This is a genomic window from Nocardia sp. BSTN01 (genome assembly GCF_015354405.1).
GTDB lineage: Bacteria > Actinomycetota > Actinomycetes > Mycobacteriales > Mycobacteriaceae > Nocardia.
The window spans coordinates 138,427-159,194 of sequence record NZ_JADKYP010000006.1; the positions used below are offsets into that span (position 1 = coordinate 138,427).

General features: G+C 68.6%; 23 protein-coding genes and 1 pseudogene. 7 read left to right on the forward strand and 17 right to left on the reverse strand.

Going from position 1 to position 20,768, the window contains the following annotated elements; all coding sequences use genetic code 11:
- Window positions 1–119: 119 nt before the first annotated feature.
- Window positions 120–968 carry a bifunctional 5,10-methylenetetrahydrofolate dehydrogenase/5,10-methenyltetrahydrofolate cyclohydrolase gene (locus tag IRT45_RS08090; RefSeq protein WP_194805232.1) on the forward strand — a complete coding sequence of 283 codons (849 nt, stop codon included), beginning with the start codon at window positions 120–122 and terminating at the stop codon, window positions 966–968.
- Here the strand turns inward: IRT45_RS08090 and IRT45_RS08095 are convergent, their stop codons facing one another.
- Window positions 969–1,709 (reverse strand): L,D-transpeptidase family protein, encoded by a 741-nt coding sequence (locus IRT45_RS08095; protein WP_194805233.1) that lies wholly within the window; start codon window positions 1,707–1,709, stop codon window positions 969–971.
- A gap of 140 nt (window positions 1,710–1,849) precedes the next feature.
- A complete protein-coding gene (locus IRT45_RS08100) occupies window positions 1,850–2,506 on the reverse strand; it encodes a cyclodeaminase/cyclohydrolase family protein (protein WP_194805234.1) in 657 nt (218 codons plus the stop codon).
- A 231-nt stretch (window positions 2,507–2,737) separates the two neighbouring features.
- Between IRT45_RS08100 and IRT45_RS08105 the strand changes: the two genes are divergently transcribed.
- A complete protein-coding gene (locus IRT45_RS08105) occupies window positions 2,738–3,775 on the forward strand; it encodes an LLM class F420-dependent oxidoreductase (protein WP_194805235.1) in 1,038 nt (345 codons plus the stop codon).
- Window positions 3,776–3,820: 45 nt separating this feature from the next.
- On the opposite strand, the gene IRT45_RS08110 is transcribed toward IRT45_RS08105, so the two are convergent.
- The gene (locus IRT45_RS08110) at window positions 3,821–4,159 is read right to left on the reverse strand and encodes an STAS domain-containing protein (RefSeq protein ID WP_194805335.1); all 339 of its coding nucleotides are present in this window, start codon (window positions 4,157–4,159) and stop codon (window positions 3,821–3,823) included.
- 270 nt (window positions 4,160–4,429) lie between these two features.
- Here IRT45_RS08110 and IRT45_RS08115 point away from each other — a divergent pair, with 270 nt between their 5' ends.
- Window positions 4,430–4,843, forward strand: coding sequence for a phage holin family protein (locus IRT45_RS08115; protein WP_194805236.1), 414 nt, complete (start codon window positions 4,430–4,432; stop codon window positions 4,841–4,843).
- Window positions 4,840–5,103 (forward strand): DUF3618 domain-containing protein, encoded by a 264-nt coding sequence (locus IRT45_RS08120; RefSeq protein WP_194805237.1) that lies wholly within the window; start codon window positions 4,840–4,842, stop codon window positions 5,101–5,103. Before IRT45_RS08115 ends, IRT45_RS08120 begins: the two co-directional genes overlap by 4 nt.
- A 4-nt stretch (window positions 5,104–5,107) precedes the next feature.
- On the opposite strand, the gene IRT45_RS08125 is transcribed toward IRT45_RS08120, so the two are convergent.
- The 5 genes and pseudogenes from IRT45_RS08125 to IRT45_RS08145 all read right to left on the reverse strand — a co-directional run bounded on the left by IRT45_RS08125 (window position 5,108) and on the right by IRT45_RS08145 (window position 9,581).
- Window positions 5,108–5,446, reverse strand: coding sequence for a hypothetical protein (locus IRT45_RS08125; RefSeq protein ID WP_194805238.1), 339 nt, complete (start codon window positions 5,444–5,446; stop codon window positions 5,108–5,110).
- Between the two features lie 453 nt (window positions 5,447–5,899).
- Window positions 5,900–6,564: pseudogene (locus IRT45_RS08130) on the reverse strand (methyltransferase domain-containing protein).
- A 46-nt stretch (window positions 6,565–6,610) separates the two neighbouring features.
- Window positions 6,611–7,357, reverse strand: a complete 747-nt coding sequence (locus IRT45_RS08135; protein ID WP_194805239.1) for an SDR family oxidoreductase — start codon at window positions 7,355–7,357, stop codon at window positions 6,611–6,613.
- Window positions 7,354–8,376 (reverse strand): phosphotransferase family protein, encoded by a 1,023-nt coding sequence (locus tag IRT45_RS08140; protein WP_194805240.1) that lies wholly within the window; start codon window positions 8,374–8,376, stop codon window positions 7,354–7,356. The genes IRT45_RS08135 and IRT45_RS08140 overlap by 4 nt, the downstream gene beginning before the upstream one ends.
- The gene (locus IRT45_RS08145; RefSeq protein WP_194805241.1) at window positions 8,373–9,581 is read right to left on the reverse strand and encodes an acyl-CoA dehydrogenase family protein; all 1,209 of its coding nucleotides are present in this window, start codon (window positions 9,579–9,581) and stop codon (window positions 8,373–8,375) included. Before IRT45_RS08145 ends, IRT45_RS08140 begins: the two co-directional genes overlap by 4 nt.
- A 130-nt stretch (window positions 9,582–9,711) precedes the next feature.
- Here IRT45_RS08145 and IRT45_RS08150 point away from each other — a divergent pair, with 130 nt between their 5' ends.
- Window positions 9,712–10,608, forward strand: coding sequence for a TetR family transcriptional regulator (locus tag IRT45_RS08150; protein WP_194805242.1), 897 nt, complete (start codon window positions 9,712–9,714; stop codon window positions 10,606–10,608).
- A gap of 2 nt (window positions 10,609–10,610) precedes the next feature.
- Here the strand turns inward: IRT45_RS08150 and IRT45_RS08155 are convergent, their stop codons facing one another.
- The 6 genes from IRT45_RS08155 to IRT45_RS08180 all read right to left on the reverse strand — a co-directional run bounded on the left by IRT45_RS08155 (window position 10,611) and on the right by IRT45_RS08180 (window position 15,914).
- A complete protein-coding gene (locus IRT45_RS08155; RefSeq protein WP_375540070.1) occupies window positions 10,611–12,923 on the reverse strand; it encodes a SpoIIE family protein phosphatase in 2,313 nt (770 codons plus the stop codon).
- Window positions 12,913–13,545: a SpoIIE family protein phosphatase gene (locus IRT45_RS08160; RefSeq protein WP_194805243.1), complete on the reverse strand. Its 633-nt coding sequence runs from the start codon at window positions 13,543–13,545 to the stop codon at window positions 12,913–12,915. Before IRT45_RS08160 ends, IRT45_RS08155 begins: the two co-directional genes overlap by 11 nt.
- Complete coding sequence (locus tag IRT45_RS08165) at window positions 13,538–13,936, reverse strand: ATP-binding protein (RefSeq protein ID WP_174372303.1); 399 nt, start codon at window positions 13,934–13,936, stop codon at window positions 13,538–13,540. The genes IRT45_RS08160 and IRT45_RS08165 overlap by 8 nt, the downstream gene beginning before the upstream one ends.
- A 17-nt stretch (window positions 13,937–13,953) precedes the next feature.
- Window positions 13,954–14,328 carry an STAS domain-containing protein gene (locus IRT45_RS08170; protein WP_030518329.1) on the reverse strand — a complete coding sequence of 125 codons (375 nt, stop codon included), beginning with the start codon at window positions 14,326–14,328 and terminating at the stop codon, window positions 13,954–13,956.
- A gap of 12 nt (window positions 14,329–14,340) precedes the next feature.
- Window positions 14,341–15,234, reverse strand: a complete 894-nt coding sequence (locus IRT45_RS08175; RefSeq protein WP_030518330.1) for an STAS domain-containing protein — start codon at window positions 15,232–15,234, stop codon at window positions 14,341–14,343.
- A gap of 152 nt (window positions 15,235–15,386) precedes the next feature.
- Window positions 15,387–15,914 carry a MarR family winged helix-turn-helix transcriptional regulator gene (locus tag IRT45_RS08180; protein WP_194805244.1) on the reverse strand — a complete coding sequence of 176 codons (528 nt, stop codon included), beginning with the start codon at window positions 15,912–15,914 and terminating at the stop codon, window positions 15,387–15,389.
- Between the two features lie 251 nt (window positions 15,915–16,165).
- Between IRT45_RS08180 and IRT45_RS08185 the strand changes: the two genes are divergently transcribed.
- A complete protein-coding gene (locus tag IRT45_RS08185; RefSeq protein WP_194805245.1) occupies window positions 16,166–17,842 on the forward strand; it encodes a fumarate hydratase in 1,677 nt (558 codons plus the stop codon).
- A 56-nt stretch (window positions 17,843–17,898) separates the two neighbouring features.
- Here IRT45_RS08185 and IRT45_RS08190 read toward each other — a convergent pair whose 3' ends face one another.
- On the reverse strand, window positions 17,899–18,204 hold the full coding sequence (locus tag IRT45_RS08190) for a putative quinol monooxygenase (RefSeq protein WP_194805246.1): 306 nt from the start codon (window positions 18,202–18,204) through the stop codon (window positions 17,899–17,901).
- 56 nt (window positions 18,205–18,260) lie between these two features.
- A complete protein-coding gene (locus IRT45_RS08195; RefSeq protein ID WP_194805247.1) occupies window positions 18,261–19,055 on the reverse strand; it encodes a helix-turn-helix domain-containing protein in 795 nt (264 codons plus the stop codon).
- Between the two features lie 87 nt (window positions 19,056–19,142).
- On the opposite strand from IRT45_RS08195, the gene IRT45_RS08200 reads away from it, so the two are divergent.
- The gene (locus IRT45_RS08200; protein ID WP_194805248.1) at window positions 19,143–19,508 is read left to right on the forward strand and encodes a nuclear transport factor 2 family protein; all 366 of its coding nucleotides are present in this window, start codon (window positions 19,143–19,145) and stop codon (window positions 19,506–19,508) included.
- A gap of 19 nt (window positions 19,509–19,527) precedes the next feature.
- Here the strand turns inward: IRT45_RS08200 and IRT45_RS08205 are convergent, their stop codons facing one another.
- The gene (locus IRT45_RS08205) at window positions 19,528–20,751 is read right to left on the reverse strand and encodes an FAD-dependent monooxygenase (RefSeq protein WP_194805249.1); all 1,224 of its coding nucleotides are present in this window, start codon (window positions 20,749–20,751) and stop codon (window positions 19,528–19,530) included.
- Window positions 20,752–20,768: the final 17 nt, after the last annotated feature.

Sequence of the window (20,768 nt, forward strand, 5' to 3'; positions counted from 1 at the left end):
CCGTGCCCACCATACGACCCGAATCGGTGCGGGCCCCGGATTTGCCCCCGCTCGAGTCGGCATTCGCGGGGGGTGGCGGTGGCCGTCGGCGCAGGTGCGCGGCCCGATAGGGTGGCCGGGTGGACACCATACCGCTGACCGGCAAACAACTCGCCGCCGACCTCAACGCAGAGACGAAGAACCGCGCCGCCGCACTGGCCGAAGCCGGGGCCGCCCCCCGCCTGGTGCTGGTGGTGGCCAACGACGATCCGGCCAGCGGGTGGTATGTCAACTCGTTGCAGCGTGCGGCCGGACGACTCGGAATCGACTGCGAGACAAACGATCTCGGTGCACAGGCGAGTGCCGCGGAGATTCGCGGAGCGCTGGCGAAACTCAGCGAGGATCCGGCGGTGCACGCGGTGATGTTGCAGACACCGCTGCCCGCCGGTGTGGAACTCAACGACGTCAGTTCCGCCATCGCCGCGGCCAAGGACGTCGACGGCGTCAGCCCGCTGTCGCTGGGACTGCTCGCCGCCGGACTGCCCGGCTTCCCGCCGGCCACCTCACAGGCGGTGGTGGAGCTGGCCAAGCATCACGACATCGCGCTGTCGGGCCGGCATGTCGCGGTCGTCGGCCGGTCGAACGTGGTCGGCAAACCTTTGGCACAGCTGCTGCTGGCGGAGAATGCGACGGTGACGGTGTGTCATTCGCGGACCACCGACCTGCCGGCGGTCACCTCGGCCGCCGATATCGTGGTCGCGGCGGCCGGGCGAGCCGGACTGATCGGTGGTGACCACGTGCGCGAGGGCGCGGTGGTCATCGACGTGGGAACCAACGAGGGTCCTGACGGTGGCATCGTCGGCGATGTCGACGCCGGCTCGGTGGAAGGCCGGGCAGCGGCACTGAGTCCGGTGCCCGGCGGTGTCGGGCCGGTCACCACCGCGCTGCTGATGCGGCACGTGGTGGAGGCGGCCGAAGCGACGCGCTGATCACCAGTGGGTGGTCACCGGATCGCCCACACTCACGTTGTCGTAGTACCACTCGGCGTCGGCAGGGGCCAGGTTGATGCAGCCGTGGCTGACATTGGAATTACCCTGCTGGCCGACCGACCACGGCGCCGAATGCACGAAGACGCCGCCCGAGGTGAGCCGTTCGGCGAATTCGCCGGTCAGGTAGTAGCCCTCCGGATCGTCGAGCGGAATGCCGATGGTGCGCGAGTCGAAGATGATGGTGCGGTCCTTCTCCATCACGGGGAAGGTGCCGACCGGTGTCTCGCGCCCCGGCTTACCCATCGAGGCGGGCATGACCCGCGGCGCCTGTCCGGGAATGAACACGGTGAACGTGTGCGCGGACATGTCGGCATCGGCGCTGGTCCCGCCGTCGGTCCGGAATTCGGATCGGGCGTTGCCCGCGGTCACCGTGAATCGCGCGTCGGCCGGCAGGTATCCGGTGGAGTTCCAGACCAGTTCTCTGTCGTTGGTCCAGGAGAACGTTCCGGCCTGGGCGCCGACGTGCACGGACCGTTCGGCGCGGGCGCGATCGGTGACGGGTGCGGTGAATCGGACGGTGATCGGATGGGCGATTCCGACGACGGCGCCGTTGCCCGGTGAAATCGACGCCACGGATGTGGTCTGCGGTGTGGCCAGCACCGCTGCCGCGGTGCCCGTGGTGACTGCGGCCAGTACTGCGATGACTGTCGCCAGGAACACATGACGCATCATGTTCCTCATGGCTCCACCCCCTCAGGTGGTTTGCGTATCAGGACCTCGATCCTAGTTCCGGATGATCATGGTCGCCGGAATAGTTTTCGCTTCGTAACGACAGTTACGGTGTGGCAAATGAGGTTTAGCTGAGGGGTGTGGTAGCGCGATCAGCCGACGACGGCAGCGAGAACGTCCGTGTGCAGCGCGTCCGCGCGGGCGAAGATCTCCTCGATGCGCTGCAGCGCGGGCGCGAACTCCTCGGCCTCGTGGTCGCCGAGCGAGCCGACGTTGATGGCGATATTCAATTGTGAACTGGCGGCGGCGGCACGGGCGGCATCGGCGGCGGCGCCGATGTCGGTGACCACGTTCGGATTGCCGATCGGCAGCAGATCCGCGGCCAGCGAGAGCACCTCGTCGGCTTCGGCGACCACCGCGGCCGGCACCCGCGCGGCCTGCAACAGCGCCGAGGCGACCGCCTCCTTGCGGGCCGCGATCTGCTCGTCGGTGTCCTTGGGCAGTTTGTAGGCCGCCCCGACCGCGGTGAAGGCGGTGGCGTCGGCATCGGCCAGGGCGAGTGCGCGCTCACGGGCGGCGTCGGCCGCCGCGATGATCCGATCGATCGCCGGGCGGTTGTCGGCATCCTTGGCGCGGGTGGTGTAGCGGGCCACCATCGCCACCAGGGCGGCTCCCTGGGCGGCATGCAGGGCCGCGACCGCACCGCCGCCGGGGGCGGGGATCTTGGCGGCGAGATCGTCCAGGTAGCGGCCGATCGTCGACTCTCCGAACGTCGTGGTGTCCGGCGACGATGCGGTGTCCTGAGACATGCTGCGGGGCCTCCCGTTTCGAGGAATCGGCGTGCGTACGCCGATAACCGTACCGGGCCGCGCGACCGGTCATCGAGCGGGCCGCGCCGCCCTGTCGCTGACGGCGTGCGGGCGGTGTGCAGGATGGAACCCGAGGCCACCCCGGCCGCGATCGCGGATCGCGGTTTGTGGCGGGCGGTGCAGTGCGATAACGTCACTGCAACTAGTTGCATATGAACGGAGTTGCATAAGATGCGGATCGGGTTGGGCATCAACTATGCGGGGGGGTTCAAGGAGGTCGCGGCCGAGGTCGCCGACCTGGAACGAGCCGGCCTGGACATCGTCTTCGTGCCCGAGGCCTACTCCTACGACGCGGTCAGCGGACTGGGCTATCTGGCGGCCAAGACCGAGCGGGTGCAGCTGGCCTCGGGCATTCTGCAGCTCTACACCCGCACTCCCACGCTGACCGCGATGACCGCGGCGGGTCTGGACTACGTCTCCGACGGCCGCTACGTCCTCGGCCTGGGCGCCTCGGGTCCGCAGGTCATCGAGGGATTCCACGGCGTGCCCTACGACGCGCCGATCGGCCGCACCCGCGAGGTCGTGGAGATCTGCCGCAAGGTGTGGCGGCGCGAACGCCTGGAATACCAGGGCAAGTACTACACGATTCCGCTGCCCGCCGAACGCGGCACCGGACTGGGCAAGCCACTGAAGCTGATCAACCATCCGGTGCGTGACCGCATCCCGGTACTGCTGGCCGCGCTGGGGCCGAAGAACGTGCAGTTGGCCGCGGAACTGGCCGAGGGCTGGCAGCCGATCTTCTTCCTGCCGGAGAAGGCCTGCGACGTGTGGGGTGAGGCGCTGGCCGCCGGAAAGGCGAAACGCGATCCGGAACTCGGCGAGCTCGACATCTACGCCGGACCGGCGCTGGCGATCGGCGACAACGTGGAGCCACTGCGGGAGTTCGTCAAACCGCATCTGGCGCTCTACATCGGCGGTATGGGCGCTAAGAGCAAGAACTTCTACCACTCGCTGGCCACGCAGTACGGTTACGGCGCCGAGGCCGACCGGATCCAGGAGCTGTATCTGGCCGGTAAGAAGGATGAGGCCGCCAAGGTCGTCCCCGACGAGCTGGTGCGCGACATCTCGCTGATCGGTTCGGCGAGCTTCGTCGCGGAGCGGGTGGCGGCGTTCCGGGAGGCCGGTGTCACGGTGCTGAACGTGGTGCCGCTGGCCGCGACCGCGGGGGAACGGGTGAAACTGATCGAACAGCTGCGCGAGCTGGTCTGATCGGTCCGGCCGGCAGTCCGTTCCCGGTCTGCCGGCCGTCTGCGCTCAGCCCTGGTGCAGCGCCGCGAGCGCGGCGTCGAGCGTGGGATGCAGGGCGAACACCTGATCGAGATTGGTCAGTTTGAGCTGTCTGCTGGTGGCCGGTCCCTCGGCGACCAGGACGATGCGCGTCTCGGAGCCGGCCCGCTGATGGGCGGCCACCAGCGCGGCCATTCCGGCCGAGGCCAGGAAACTCACCTGCAACAGGTCGATGATCAGTGCCGCGGGTTTACCGCCGAGGGTCGCCTCGATCGCACTCTCCAGTGCGGGAGCGGTCGCAAGGTCGACCTCGCCGGCCACCGTGAGCACGGTCGCATCGTCGTGCACGCTGACCGAGGTGGTCATCGCGTCGGCGAGGGGATACGCGTCTCCGGAAGTATTGGTCACGGTTGTCAATCTACCTGCTGGGTACTCGGGACTCTCTCCGGCCGGGCAATTGCTTTCCGGCGCAAGGAGTTAACCGCCCGCCGCACGCTAAATCCGTCGCCCCCGCGCACCGGAGGAGGTGTCGTCACGGATTTCGCGGGTATCGCGACCGACAACGGGACAGGCGGTTCGCTCGCGGGCGGAGCGAGCTCGCCCGATTCGATCGGTGCCCGGAGGAGTGGTTGTCAGATGTCGCATATCGAGAACGGCCGAGCGCCGGAGACGGCGTCGGTGGCCGAATTGGTCGGCACCACCACGGAGCAATTGAGCCGGTTGGTCCGCGAAGAGGCGAAACTGGCGGTCGTCGAGGCGCAGGGCAAGGCCAAGCGGCTGGGCGCCGGTGCGGGGATGCTCGGCGCCGCCGCCGTGCTGGGGCTGGCCGTCCTCGGCGCCCTGGTCGCGGCCGCGATCACGGCCCTGGCGCTGGTGCTGTCCGTCTGGGCTTCCGCGTTGATCGTGGCCGCGGCGCTGGCCGTGGTCGCCGCCGTCCTCGGCCTCCTCGGGCGGACGAGCATCCGCAAGGGGAGTCCGCCGATACCCGAGCGGGCCGCCGCGAACGTCCGCGAAGACGTGGCCGTCATCAAGGAGAGGACTCGGCGATGAACATCCCTTCCGATCCGGAAGCGTTGCGTTACGACCGCGATCTGACGCGCGAGGAGCTGGGCCGCACCGTGCAGGCGCTCAGCGACAAGCTCGACGTGCCCGGTCGCACCCGCGAGCGGCTGCACCGCGGTGCCCGATCCGCCCAGGACAATGCGGACCGGGCCGCGCAGGTCGTCAAGCAGATCCCGCTACCGGCGATCGGTCTGGGCGCGGCGGGCGCGGTCGCCGCGGTGTGGCTGGTGCGGCGGAAGCGGTCGTGACGGGTCAGACCGCGCCGCCGGCGCCGGGCGGCTCCCCGAGGGGCCAGCGCGCGTAGGTGCGTTCCGGCCGGACAGTGATCACATCGGTCACCTCGATGAGTTCGGCGGGGACGATGGCGCCCGGGAAGTGGTCGAGACTCGGCACGATCACCGCTTCGGCATCCTGGGTGATCGCCGCGCCGATCAGGAACTGCACCGGATTGTCGGTGCGATCGCCGAAGGTGACCGTTTCCGCGAGGGTGTATCCCAGACGTCTTGCCAGACAGCGGATCTGCGCCGCATCCCATTCCTGGTGCAGGCGTGAGACTTCCGTGCGCAGAAAGCCGAGTGCCAGAAAAGTCATGGCAGTCCTCCTCGCGTCGTCCGCAATCCGGAACCACCGGCGACGTGGTGTGCGCCCGCCGTTCGGTTCCGCCGCTGTACCTCTCGCGGACAGACCCGCGAATACCTAGCAAACTCAGAAGGTATTTCCCGATCGTGAAAGCGGGCAAACCCCTGTCCGGGGGTTGACGCCTGCGTTCGTCCGGTGCGGTTTGCTGGGATCTGCCGGGTCATTCTCGACGTGAAGGCGGGTTTTCCGTTGATCTTGGGAACGGCGGCGTCGCCCCGGGAGGGGTAGTGAGGTCATCTGCATCGCCTCATCGTGTCCGCTCCCCGGTGAAGCGAACACCCGCTAGCGACGGCGAGTGCGGGCGCGCTCCCGCGTGGAATGCCGTTCCTTCTCGAATCGGCCGCAGCAAATTCGCAGCTAACTTGCGGAAACGGCGCCAGTGGAGCCCGACAGCTGCCCGCCGGTTCAGATCTTGACGGCGTCGAACAGCGTGCGCGAGGAGTGAGCGACGAACGGCCCCTCCCGCCGGATCCGGTCGTCCAGTTCGCGCAGCCGGTCGCGATAGCGCTCGACGGTGAATCCGGGGACGAGCCAGATCACCTTGCGCAGGAGGTATACGACCGCTCCGATATCGAAGAATTCCATCCGCAGCCGTTCGTGGCGCAGGTCGACGATCCGCAGCCCCGCGGCGCGCGCCACGGCGGCTTCGTCGTCGTGGTGCCGCCGGGCCGCAACACCCGGGCAATCTCGGCCCACCGGACCACGGCCGGATGCCGGCTGGTCACGAGATCGAAGGCGGCGTCGGCGAACGGGAGCGGTGCGTCGTCGGCGGTGGCGACCACCACGGCCCCGCGCGGATGCAAGCGCGCGGTCGCCGCGGCGGCGTTCGGCGGCCACGATTCGGTCGCCGCCATCGTCGGCGGGAACGTGTCGGCCTCGGCGAGCACTTCGCCACCGCCGGTCTCGAGGTCGAGTGCCGCCGTCGCGGTCGCCAGACGCGCGCTCATCGATCGCTGATAGCCCCACGACGGCCGCTGTTCGGTGGCCCGCCCGCTCAGCCACTCGAAATCCCAGCCGTCCACCGGTGCGGCCGCGGCGGCATCGAGCAATTCCTCGAAAGTGCGCTCCATCCGTCGCATTCTGCCGCCGGACCGGAATCCGGCGGCAGCGAGGTCGCTAGGCGCGGTAGGCGTCGGTTCCCGCGCGGGACAGCACGATGTTCGGGACAACCGCCCGCGACGACAACCGCAGCAGGGCATCGACTATTTCGACGATGTCGCCGACGGTGAGCATCTGCTCCGGCGGGATGCGATCGTGGATCCAGGCGCTCATATCGGTGTCGACATATCCGGGAGCGAGGGTGGTGGCGCTGATGCCGTTACCCGATTCCTCGGCGTTGAGGGTGGCGATCAGGGAGATGAGCGCTGCCTTGGCCGCGCCGTAGACGGCGAGTCCGGCTTCGGCGTAGACGCCCGTGATCGACGACAGCGCGATCACTTTCGCGCCGCGGTCGGGTGCGGCCGCGGCCGCGGCGCGCAGCATCGGCAGTGCGCCCTGGATGAGCTGCAGCGGCGCGCGCAGATTGACCGCGAGGGTCTTGTCGAAGCGCCGCACGGAAGTGTCGGCGAGCGGACCGGCGGTGCCGACACCTGCGTTGAGGATCAGCGCCGACAGGGTGCCGAACCGGTTCGCGTGCTCGGCCACCACCCGCTCGACGCCGTCGGTATCGGACATGTCGGCGGCCACGGCGATGACGTCCGCCGCGCCGGCCGACCGCAGTTGCGCGGCGACCTCGTCGAGGCGTGCGGCATCTCGGGCGGTGACGGTGAGCGAATAGCCTTGTTCGGCAAGGCGATTCGCGATCCCGAGCCCGATGCCGCGGGACGCCCCGCTGATCAGGGCGGACTTGTGATTTCCGGTCACTTCCGGACTCCTTTCAGCGCGCGCAGCCCGGCGGCCATGAACTCCGGTGTCGCCTCGGCCGCGCGTTCGGCGGCGGAGCCCGCGTCCGAGCCCCGCAGCGCGCGGTGGGTGATGCCCTCGCCGATGACGCCGAGCTTGAAATTGGCCAATGCGAGGTAGAAACCCCAGTCACCGAGATCGCGGCCCGACGCCGTGGCGTAGGCCTGGGCGAGATCGTCGGCGCCGGGCATGCGGTCGCTGGTCCACGCGGCCGGCGATCCGAGCACCAGATCGAAGATCGGTGCCCGGTACACGCACATCAACGCCACATCGGTGAGCGGATCACCGAGGGTGGACAGCTCCCAGTCGACGACGGCGCGGACCCGGCCGGGATCGCGCGCATCGAGAATGGTGTTGTCGATGCGGAAGTCGCCGTGCACGATCGAGGCCGCCGACCGGTCCGGCACCGCCTCGGCCAGCGCGGCGTGCAAGGCCGCTACGTCGGGAAGTTCGCGGGTCTTCACCCGTTCCCATTGGGAGGCCCACAGATTCACCTGCCGGGTCACGAATCCGTCCGGGCGACCGAACTTTTCGAGTCCGACCGCGACCGGATCCACGGCATGCAGCTCGGCCAGTACCCGGACCAGTTCATCGACGGCGGTGTCGATCTGGGTGTCGGTGAGTGCGGCGAGATCGTCCTGATCGCGGATCACGGTGCCGTCGACGAACTCCACGACGGTCATCGGCGCGCCGAGTGTGGCGCCGTCGGCGTCGAAGGCGACCGTCTTCGCCACGGGCACCGCCGATTCGCGCAAGGCATGGGTCACCGTGAACTCGCGGGCCATATCGTGCGCGGACGGGGTCAGCCCGGCGACCGGCGGGCGGCGCACGACCCATCGCGACACCTCGTCGGCGGCGACGAAGGTCAGATTCGACCGGCCGCCGCTGATGAGCTCCACGCGCAGTTCACCGCGCATGTTGACGCCCTGCTCCCGCAGGAACCGCTCGAGCGCGGCGACGTCCATTCCGGGCAGGCTCATTCGGCTTCTCGCAATGCGCGCTTCGCGGCGCCGACCGCGCGCTTGGCGATCGCCCACCGATGGACCTCGGACGGTCCGTCGTAGATTCGGAAGGGCCGCACCTCACGCGACAGCCGCGCCAGCGGCAGGTCGCCGGACACGCCGAGGCCGCCGCACATCTGCATACTGCGGTCGACGATCCGGAAAATGGCCTCGGCGGCAAAGGTTTTCGCGATCGAGGTGGCGTTGGCGGCCGGTTCGCCGCAGTCGAGTTCCCAGCAGGCGCGGGTCAGCAGCGCGCGGGTGGCGGCGATATCGATCTCGTTGTCGGCGATCATCTTCTGCACCATGCCGAGGTCGCCGAGGCGCGAACCGAAACCCTCGCGCCGGGCCACGTGCGCGACCGCGACGTCGTGTCCGCGGCGGGCGGCACCGAGCCAGCGCATCACATGCGTCATGCGGGCCGGGCCGAGGCGGACCTGCGCGTATTCGAAGCCGCGGTCGACCTCGCCGAGGACGGCCGCGTCCGGAACCAGCAGGTCCTCGAAGAAGACCTCGCAGTGCCCGCCGACCATCGAGCGATCCAGCGTGTCGAGGTGGCGTCCGACCCGGATGCCGGGAGTGTCGGCCGGTGCCAGGAACATGGTCGCGCCGCCGCGCTGTCCCGGTTCTCCCGAGGTGCGGGCCATGATGATGAAGAAGCCCGCGCCGTCGGCGCCGGTGATGAACCATTTGCGTCCGTTGATCCGCCATCCTCCCTCGGCGCGGACCGCGCGGGTGGCCAGCGCCGACGGATCCGATCCCGCGCCGGGCGCCGGTTCGGTCATCGCGAAGGCGGACCGCACGTCGCCGTGTGCGAGCGGCGCGAGATACTGCTGCTTCTGCTCCGGGTTCGCGATATGCGCGAGCATGTGCACATTGCCCTCGTCGGGGGCGGCGATATTCAGTGCCGTCGGGCCGAACAGCGAATAACCGGCCTCCTCGAAGACCGGCGCGCGGTCCGACATCCCGAGACCGTGGCCGCCGTATTCGACCGGCGCGTGCGGCGCGAAGACACCCGCCTCGCGCCCGGCCTGCTGGAGTTCGACGCGGAACGCGTCGCCACCGGCCGCGGTGATGTCGCCGTCGTGCGCATCCTCGAGCGGCAGCACCCGGTCGCGGATGAAGTCGCGGGTACGTTCGGTCAGTTCGTGTACCTCGGGCGGCAGGGACAGCTCGATCGCCACGTCCACTCCTCGATCTCAGTCGCCGAACGATCGCTCGGCGATCACCTGTCATGCAGACTCGCATGTCTCGATAAAGCCTGTCAATTCGGTGTTCTGCGCCCGCCCAGAGTGTTCAGGTATTCTGAACATTATGGACGGTGCGGAGCAGGATCGACACAATGTGGGCAGCCGGGTGCGGCAGGCGAGAACCGATGCCGGGCTGTCGCTGCGCGCGACCGCGGAACGCATCGGTGTCAGCCCGGCCACCCTCAGCGCGATCGAGAACGACAAGACCGGCGTCTCGATCGCCCGGCTGCGTGCCCTGGCCGCGGCGCTCGGCACCACGGTCGCATGGCTGATCGACGAATCACCCGCGCCGCGGCCGGCCCGTCCGCGCCCACGAACGAGCGGTACGCCCGAGGGCGACACCGCCCGTGCCTGGCGCGAGTTCCCGCCGCTGGACATCGATCCGGTCCTGGCCGCCGCCATCGATTCCTTCGTCGAGACCGGATATCACGGCGCGACCATGCGGTCGATCGCCCACCGCGCCGGGATGAGCGTGCCCGGCGTTTATCACCACTACCGCGACAAACAGGAACTTCTCGTCCACGCGCTCGACCTCACCATGGACGAATTGCATTGGCGCACAAGGGCGGCGCGCGGCGAGGCGATCGGTGGCCGCGAGCGCCTGATCCGCGTGGTCGAGGCCCTCGCCCTGTTCCACACCCACCGCCGCGAACTGGCCTTCATCGGCGCGAGTGAGATGCGCAGCCTCATGCCGGACAATCGCCGGCGAATCACCGCATCCCGCAACGAGATCCAGTATCTGCTCGACGCGGACATCGACACCGCCCTGGCCGAGGCGAACCTGCCCGCCGCGCACGCGCGTGTCGCGGGCCGGGCCATCGCCACGATGTGCACGTCGCTGCCGCAGTGGTTCCGGCTCGACGGGCCCGCGACTCCCGAGCAGATCGCCACCGAGTACGCCGATTTCGCCCTCGGCCTCCTCGGCATCGAGACGCGAAACCCGGTGCGGGCGACGAACTGAGCTCAGACCCTGCTCGCCGCCGAAAACGTCACCAGCGGCAACTTCGCGGTCAACCGCACCCGCGTGCCGGCATCGGTCTGCTCGATCTCCACCTCATCGGCGAGGGCGCGCATCATGGACAGTCCGCGCCCGCGGGTGCCCGGATCCTCGGGCTGCGGCCGCCACGCCCCGGTGTCGACGATCTCGAGGCACACCGCGCCGCGCACATGGGCGGCGGTGAGTGTCACGTGGCCGGAAGCGTCCGGGGCATACGCGTGCTCGATACTGTTCGTGCAGGCCTCGTTGGCGGCGGCGACCAGATCGGCGGCGAGGTCGTGGCCGACGGCGGCCGCGGACAGCCACGACGTCAGCGCGCGGCGCACACCCGACAACCGTGCGGGTTCGGCGGGGATGTCCAGGTGCAGCGGCTGCGGCGGCTGGCGATAGACCACCATCGCGATATCGTCGTCGTAGCCTGCTTCCGGGCGCAGCCGCGACAGCACCGCGTCGGCCACCTCGCGCGGCAGATGCGTTGCGGCGCCGGACAATTCGTCGGCGATCTGCTCGAACCGGATGTCGATGTCGATTCCGCGCTGCTCGACCAGGCCGTCGGTGAACAACACCAGCGTCGAACCGGGTTCGATCGCGGTGGTCGCCTCGGGCCGGTTCGGGGTGTCGAAGGTGGCCAGCGGGACCGCGCGCCCGCCTTCGAGCAGCCGGCCGGTCTGCCGGGGCGACGCGAGTACGGGCGGCATATGCCCGGCACTGGAGTACCGCACCAGCCCGCGCGCGGGATCGAGGATGGCGGCGCAGACCGTCGTGCACATGGCGCCGGGGATGCGGGCGGCCACCGCGTCCAGTTCGGCCAGCAGCTGGGCCGGCCCGGCGCCGCGCAGCAGCAGAGCCTGTGCGGCGGTGCGCAATTGGCCCATCACCACTGCCGCCGACAGGCCGCGGCCGACACAGTCGCCGACCACGATGCCCAGGGTTCCGTCGCGCAACTGCACCACGTCGTACCAGTCGCCGCCGATCTCGAGCGGGGGGAGTGCCGGTTCGTAGTGCACCGCGAATCCGGGCGGCAGTTCGAGCGGCCCCAGCATGGCCCGCTGCAACGTCAGCGAGGTCGAGCGGGCCTGGTCGAAGTTGCGGGCGCGCTGCACGGCGAGGCTGAGGTGGCCGACCAGCAGCGAGAACAGCGCCCAGTCACCGGAGCTGATCGCCCGCGGCGCCGCGAAGCGCACCCACAGTGCGGCGTCACCGGTTTCGCCCAGCGGCGCCACGATGCCCTCGGAACTCGCCGCGCCTTCGGGGATGGCGAACATGGCGCGATGCGGCCGCATCCGGGTGCGGTCCAGCAGCGCCCGCGCCCGCGCGTCGATCACCTGACGGGAGACGGCGTCGCCGCCGGCCACCGGGCCCGAGACGTACAACTCGGGTGCGGTCTGGCGATTCGCCCACATCGACACCACCGCGGTTTCCGCGCCGATGGCCCGGCGCAGTTCCTCGAGGCCCACCGACAGCACCTCGGCCACCGTGGTGGCGGCGCCGACGGCGGTGGCCAGCAGCGATACCGCCTGGTCGCGGGCCTGGGCGTCGTGTTCGGCGGTCACGTCGCGGATGGTGCCGACGAAGAGCCGCTCGTCGTCTTCCGGATTGCGCAGCGACGACGTACTCACCGCCAGCCACACCCGCCGCCCGTCTCGGTGGCGGGCCGGCATCACGAATCGGGCGGCCTCGGTGCCCAGCGCCGGATAGTGCGTGGCCGATTCGTCGTCGGTCCACGGATGCGGCAGTGGGTAGGGGACAGAGTCGGGCCCGTAGCCGGTCAGCGCTCCGAAGGCCGAGTTGACCTCGGTGATGGTTCCGTCGTCGGCGGCGACGAAGAAGCCGTCCTGCAGCGACTCCACCAGGGCGGTGCGGAAGGCGTCGCGGCCCTCGAGATCCTCGGCGCGCAGCCGCTGCAATTCGTAGCTGCGGGTGCTGTCGAGAAAGCCGCGGGTGGCGACATCGAGCGCGGCGAGGGTTTGCAGCAGGAATTCGAGCGCCGCCTGCGCGCGCTGCGCGGCATCACCGTCGAGTTGCTGCGCCGCGGGGCCGGCGATCAGACCTTGTTCGTCGAGCAACCGGAAGTGGTGCTCGGTCAGATCCAGAATGCTCACCCCCTCGACCAGTGCGCGCCGGCCGAGTTCGTACCCTTCGGCGAGCGTGTTCTGCGTGGGTGAATCCATGTGCAGCCGAAGCGCATTCGCATACGCCTCGCGGAACGCGGCCAGCACCGCGCTCATCGCCGCATCCGGGCTGCGCTCGTCGGCCGGCCCGACCGGCTCACGACGCACCCGCGATCGGACCGCGGTGACGCGCGGCCAGCACCAGCGCGTCGTCGGTGTCCTTGACGTGATGGCGCAGGATGTCGTCGGCGATATCGGTGGTCGGCCGCGCCAGATCCAGGGTGTCGACGAAATCGCTGACGATGCCGTCGGTCGACATCACCAGCACATCGCCGGGCCGGATCGCCACGGTCTGGGTCTGCAGATTCGGCGGCAGCAGATAGCCGACGATTCCGCCGGTCAGCAGCGCCGTCGCGCGGACCGCGGGCTTGCCGGGACCGATGGCGACCACCCGCGATTCGACGTTGCCGACCCCGAGCCAGTGCAGTTCGTCGTCGCCGGTGAACAGCACCAGCGAGACCGCCGCGCCCCGGGTGTCGGCCATCGCGCGATGACACAGCACCATCAGCACGTCGAGCGGTTCGGCGCGATTGTCGGCCAGGACCTGCGCGGCCCGGTCGGCGGCATCGGCGGCCGCGGCCCCGTGTCCCAATCCGTCGAGCACCGCGAACAGCACCGATCCGTCGCCGGCGTCGAGTACCACCGACCGGTCGCCGGAGACGCGCTGACCCGGCAGGGGCCGGCCCGCCACCGCCCATTCGACAGTGCCGACCGATCCGTCCTCATGCACCGGTGGGTACCCACTTCCACATCTCCACCAGCGTTCCCTGTCCGGGCGCCGACTCCACGATCAATCCGTCCATCAGCCGTCGCGCGCCGGGTAATCCCAGCCCGAGTCCGCGGCCGGTGGAGTAGCCGTCTTCCAGAGCCCGGGGGATGTCCCGGATACCCGGACCCTGGTCCTGGGCCTGTACGACCAGGGCGCGGCGGCCGTCGCGCTCCTGCACCGCGACCCGGATCTCACCGGTTCCGGCGTAACTCGTGATATTTCGGGCGATTTCGGAGATGGCCGTGGAAATCATGGTGATGTCGGTCAACGTGAAACCCAGCTCGGCAGCCAGCTCCCGCCCTGCCTGTCGCGCGGTCACAATGTCGCCCGACACCTTCACCGCTATCACCATGTTGTCGGAGGCCACGATCACCGACCGCTTCGCCGGCCGTTGGGCAACTGTCTGTTGAGCCAGGCCAGCCCCTCCTCGAGGTCCAGAGCCGTATGCATGCCCTCGAAGGTGAGACCCAGCTGGACCATCGCGAACGCCACTTCGGGCTGCAGACCGACGATTACCGTCTCCGCACCCCGCAGTTTGGTCATGTGCGCGATGGTACGCAGGGAGCGCGCGGCGAAGGAGTCCATGACGTCGATCGCCGTGACGTCGACGATGATTCCCTGGGCACGATACTTGCTGACGTAGGTCATCAAGTCGTCCTGCAGGCGTTCGGTATCGGCATCGGTGAGCGCCGATTGCACGGACGCGATCAGGTAGGTGCCCTGCTTCAGAATGGGTACCGGCATGAGGGGCCTTGACTACCGTCCGTCGCGGTCGGTGAGTCTCGAGATCTCGTAGCCGAGCAGTCGCTCGGCCTCCTCGATACCACCCTGTAGGTCACCGACCGCGTTCATCTTCGTCAGATCGAGGCCGATGGTGACCAGCGCGAGCGCGATCTCCGACGAGAGGCCGGTGATGATGACGTTGGCACCCATCAGATTCGACGCGTCGACGGTCTGTACCAGGTGGTTGGCGACCGTGGAGTCGATCATCGGAACACCGGTGATGTCGATGACGACCACCTTGGCGCGGTTGGCGCGGATCGCGCGCAGCAGCTGTTCGGTGAGCTGCCGGGCGCGCTGGCTGTCCAGCACGCCGATGATCGGCAGAATCAGCAGCTGCTCGCGCACCTGCAGTACCGGCGTCGAGAGCTCGCGGATGGCTTCCTGCTGCTGGCGGATGACGCGCTCGCGCTCCTGCACGAACGAGATGGCCACGGTGTTGGCGATCCGGTTGGCCGCGGGCTCGTAGGCGTCCAGTACCCGCTTGAGCAGTTCGAAGTCGGACTGGTACTTCTCGAACAGGCTGCGCGCGAGCACATCTCGCAGCAGCAGCACGATGCCGACGACCTCGTCGGTTTCGACGCCTCGCGGGATGATGCGTTCGGACAGGTCGCGGGCGTAGGCCTGCAGTGCCTCGACGCTACCGGTCTGCAGCGCCTCGACGTAGTTGTCGTAGATGGAGGTGGCCTCGGAGAAGATCTCCTCCGGGGTCATCGCGGTCAGCAGTGCGGCGTCCCCGATACGACGTGCCCATTCCTCACGTAGTTCCGTGCGGTTTTGGCGCAGATGTTCGACCAGTTGTGGCAGCAGATTCTCGACCGGACCTGCCGGTATGGAATCCGGAGAGAGGCCGATGGACACGTCGGACATGAAAACTCGTGCCCCTTTCCTAAGGGAGGTCGGTTCGTCGGGGTCGCTCGTACGTGGCTGCCGTCGAGAAGCCGCAGTCGAGCCTAGTCTCACTCGATACCCGCTGGCGACCAATCGAAACATGTCGCGAAGGTGTGTGCTCGGCCACCCCATCAGCCGGGCTGCGGACTGGGCTCGCGAGGTACGGCGCCGCTGTGGTCGATGCAGGCCGCGCCGCCCGGGTCCGGCGCGCGATGATGGGTCAGCAACGTGTCGTAGATATCGGCGAGGGCGGCCAGCTGGTCGCGGTCGAGGACGTCGATCATGTGCCGGCGCACGCTCTCGACGTGGGCGGGAGCGGCGGTGGCCAGGACTTCGGCGCCCTTCGGAGTGAGGACGGCGGCGGTGCGGCGGGCATCGTCGGGGATGGCCTCGCGGGCGACCAGCCCGCGCTTCTCCATGCGGGTGATCTGGTGGGAGAGCCGGCTCTGCGACCATTCCAGCACCGAGGCCAGTTCGGCGAAGCTGCGCCGGTGGTCGGTGGCGTCGGCCAGCCGGGCCAGCACCGTGTACTCGACGTAGGTGAGATTCGAGGCGCGCAGGGAGTCGCGGCCGACGGCGGCGGCGATGAGATCACGGGTGAAGACGAAGCCGAGCCACGCTCGCGTTTCGAGATCGTCGAGCCAACGGGGTTCGGTCACGATTCCTCTCCAGGGTTCTGCGTCGGTCATGGTATTGCCTTCCCGCTGCCGGCGATACCCGAACTCGCGGTATCGGATCGACACCTACACCCACCACCTTGAAGGTGCAACCTTTGTGCTCCGCAATGAAGATTAGGCTGGCCTGACCTCGGTGTGACGCGGTGTGCTGATTAGAGTCGGAGCGTTGTTTCGGCCGAGAGCGGTTCTCCCGCCGGCCGAGTGCACCCGCAGACACACAAGGAGTGCGATTCGTGACCGCGCCTGAGTTCCGCTATTCGGATCTGCTTCCCACCGGAGCCGACGAGACCCCCTACCGGTTGCTGACCACCGACGGCATCAGCACATTCGAAGCGGGCGGACGCACGTTCCTGCAGGTCGACCCCGACGTACTGCGGATGCTGACCGCCGAGGCGATGCACGACATCAGCCACTATCTGCGCCCGGCGCACCTGGCCCAGCTGCGCAAAATCATCGACGATCCGGAATCCTCCGGTAACGACCGCTTCGTCGCGCTGGATCTGCTCAAGAACGTCAACATCTCCGCGGGCGGCATCCTGCCGATGTGCCAGGACACCGGCACCGCGATCGTGATGGGCAAGAAGTCCGAGGGCGTGCTCACCGGCGCCGACGACGCGGAATGGATCTCGCGCGGTGTGTTCGACGCCTACACCAAGCTGAACCTGCGGTATTCGCAGCTGGCGCCGATCACCATGTGGGACGAGAAGAACACCGGCTCGAACCTGCCGGCGCAGGTGGAGTTGTATTCCACCGCAGGCGATCCCACGCATCCGGCCTACAAGTTCCTGTTCATGGCCAAGGGTGGCGGCTCGGCGAACAAGTCGTTCCTCTACCAGGAAACCAAGGCCATCCTGAACCCCACCCGGATGCTGGAATTCCTCGACGAGAAGATCCGCTCGCTGGGCACCGCCGCCTGCCCGCCGTACCACCTGGCCGTGGTCATCGGCGGCACCAGCGCCGAATTCGCGTTGAAGACAGCGAAATACGCCTCCGCGCACTATCTCGACGCCATGCCCACCGAGGGGTCGATGGCCGCGCACGGCTTCCGGGATCTGGAGCTGGAGGAGGAGGTCTTCAAGCTGACCCAGTCCTTCGGTATCGGCGCACAATTCGGCGGCAAGTACTTCTGCCACGACGTGCGCGTGATCCGCCTGCCGCGCCACGGTGCGAGCTGCCCGGTCGCGATCGCGGTGTCGTGTTCGGCCGACCGGCAGGCGCTGGCCAAGATCACCCCCGAGGGCGTATTCCTCGAGCAGCTGGAACGCGAACCGGCGCAATATCTTCCGGAGCAGACCGACGAGATCCTCGGCGGTGACGTGGTGAAGGTCGACCTCAACCGGCCGATGTCGGAGATCCGCGCCGAACTGTCGAAGTATCCGGTGAAGACGAGGCTTTCGCTCACCGGTCCGCTGGTGGTGGCCCGCGACATCGCGCACGCCAAGATCAAGGAGCGCCTCGACGCCGGCGAGCCGATGCCGCAGTACCTGCGCGATATGGCCGTCTACTACGCCGGCCCCGCCAAGACTCCCGAGGGTTACGCGTCCGGCTCGTTCGGCCCGACCACCGCGGGCCGCATGGACTCCTACGTCGACCAGTTCCAGGCCGCGGGCGGTTCGTTCGTGATGCTCGCCAAGGGCAACCGCTCGGCGCAGGTGACCAAGGCGTGCAAGGAGCACGGCGGTTTCTACCTCGGCTCCATCGGCGGCCCCGCCGCCCGCCTGGCCCTGGACTGCATCAAGAACGTCGAGGTCCTCGAATATCCGGAACTCGGTATGGAAGCGGTCTGGAAGATCGACGTCGAAGACTTCCCCGCCTTCATCGTGGTCGACGACAAGGGCAACGACTTCTTCGCCGAAACCCAGAAGCCGATCGCGCTGCGCGTGCGGACGCGCTCCAAGGAACGGGTCTGAGGTTCGGCCCGGGCCGCTGTCGACAGCGGCCCGGGATCACCCGCGGCTGAAAGGGACTAGAGGGCGCCCTTGTCCGGGTCGCCCGCGGGGACGGCTTCGAGGACCTGAACGTCCAGCGAGCCGGTGACCAGCCCTTGGAGTCCTTCGTTCAAGGCTTTGAGGTTGGGGGAGCCGCCGTGGGCGCCCAGCGCCGCCATGTCCCGCCACTTCTCGACGAATACGAAACGGTCCTTGCCCCGGTGCAGGGCGTAGCGCTCACACCCGTCCTCGTTGTGGACTTCCGGGATGAGGCGGGTGAGGACTTGCGCGACCTCGTCGAATTTGTCGGGCTTCGGGGTGATGGTGGCAACGATCACAGGCATAACGCGGAGGGTAGCAGCCGGCCTCGATGGGCGGCCCGCGTCTCGGGTGGGGTCGGCTATCGCGGATCGTCGGTCGTTCCGCTCGTCTGGAAGAACCGCCGGGTCGTGAGATCGGCGGGGAAATAGGCTTCGATGGCGATCTCGTCCAGCGTGATGTCGAACGCCGCGCCGAACGTTGTCACGGTGTTGATCAAGCACAGCTCGGTTCCGCGATGTGCGAGCCGGATGTGCAGCGCGATCTCGGTGGGGTCCGGAGGCGGGGGCTCGTGCGCGGGGCCGAACTGCGCCAGTTCCGCGTACAACGCGTGCAGCCGCGGATCTCCCGTGCGTGCGGCCTGGTGGGCGAGCCGGGGCAGCAGATATCCGCGCACCTGGTCCAGGTTGCGGAGTCTCGGCGCCAGCCCGTCCGGATGCAGTCCGACGCGCATCATGTTGATCGGCGGTCCCAGCAGCGCCGGGTCGGCTCCTTGCAGGAATACGTCGACGGCGCTGTTGGCCAGCAACAGATTCCAGCGACGGTCCACCGCGAGCGCCGGATACGGCTCGTGCCCCAGCAGCACCTGCTGGACGGTCTCCCGAGCTCGGGCCAGATCGGGGTCGTGCAGGGGATGCTCCCGGAAAACCGGCGCGTGCCCGGCGGCGACCAGTAGTCGATTGCGTTCCCGCAACGGCACCCGCAGCTGCTCGGCCAGGTGCAGGATCATCGCGCTGCTGGGAATCGTGCGTCCCGTCTCGACGAAACTGATGTGCCGAGGCGACACCTCCGCCTGAATGGCCAGATCCAGCTGACTCAACCGGCTGCGGTGCCGCCATTCGCGCAACAGTTCCCCGATCGGCCGGTCGCTCGTCATGCTCGGCGTCTGCTCTGTCACCGCGCGCCGCCGCCATTACATGGCATGTAATCGACGCGCCCCGCGCATATCCGCAACAGTCGCCCCATGGACAGAACCGACAAGCAACTCGTCGTCGACGGATTCCGAGAGTTCGCGGCAGGAAATATCGACGTACTCCGCACCCTGCTGCACGAGAACTTCATCGAGCACAGCCCCGGAAACAAGAGCGGGCGTGACGAATTCATCGAGTTCATCACCACCGCCCCGGTCGCCGGCGCAGCTCTCGACCTCGCGCGGGTCATCGCCGAGGACGACTACGTGGTGCTGCATTACCGCATGTCTCCCGGCGGCGATGAGCCCGACGTCGCCGTGGTGGATATCTGGCGGCTCGAGGACGGGCGGATCATCGAACACTGGGATGTGGTCCAGCCCGTTCCGGAAGCCGATCGGATTCCGAACGGGATGTTCTGAACTGCGGCCCGGCGGTGGTCTACCGCACGGCGGCCGATGACGTGGTCGGCGCGGCTGTGCTCCTGGAGTCGGGAACCCCCGCGTAGTCGGGCAGCTCGACACCGTTGAGCGCGCGTTCGATCAACTCGGCGAACCACTCGCCGGTGAAATCGGGGCTCGGCTCCGAGTCGGTGCCGGGGACCTCGCGGCTGCGCGCGTGCAATCGGCCGATCTCCTGGTTGGCCTCGACGTAGGGGCGCATCTGTTCCTCGTAGCGGGCGAATCCGATTTTCGGGTCCCAGTCGGCGGCGGCCAGTTCTCCGGCCAGCAGGTAGGCACCGACCAGGGCCAGCCCGGTGCCCTGTCCGGACAGCGGTGAGGAGCTGAACGCCGCGTCCCCGAGCAATCCCACCCGGCCGCTGGACCATCGGTCCATCACGACCTGGGCGACCTGATCGAGATAGAAGTCCGGAGTGTCGTCCAGGTGCGCGAGAATGCGCGGAGTCAACCAGCCCATGCCGGCCATCCGCTCTCGGAGCAGGCGCTTCTGGGCCTCGACGTCGCGGTAGTCGACGTCGAGGTCGGCGGCGGTGAAGGAGAACATGGCCATGGCCTTGGTGGCGTCGGGGATGGGTCGCAGACCGGCGGACCGCCCGGACTCCTGGTAATCGATCAGCCAGCGCTCGAGCCCGAACTCGTTGGGCACGGTGTAGAAGGCCAGTGCCTGCCCGAGGTGACGGATGAACTGCTCGCGCGGGCCGAAAACCATCGCGCGCAAAGCCGAGTGCAGCCCGTCCGCCCCGATCACCAGGTCGAAGCGCCGCCGATCGCCGCCCGCGAAGACGACGTCGACCCCGTCCGCGTCCTGGGTGATTTCGGCGATCCGATCGCCGAACAGGTACTCGGCACCGTCGTGGGTGTCGTCGTAGAGCACCCGGGACAGGTCCCCGCGCAGGATCTCGATTTCGGAGATGTATCCGTCGCCGCCGTCGTCGTCCGCGCGAAAGGTCTCCAGCACTGTGCCGTTCGCGTCCACGGTGTACGCGCCGGCGGTCTCGGTGCGCGCGGCGCGCACCGCCGCGTCGAGTCCCATCCGCCGGATGACCTCTCTGGTCACTCCGCGCGCGTCCACGGCCTGACCGCCGGGTCGCAGTCCGGGCGCCCGCTCCACCACGGTCACCTCGGCGCCCCTTCGGACAAGCCAGTGGGCCAGCGCGGGCCCGGCGATGCTCGCCCCCGCCACCAACACTCTCGTGCCGCTCACAGCGCCCCCTGCTCATC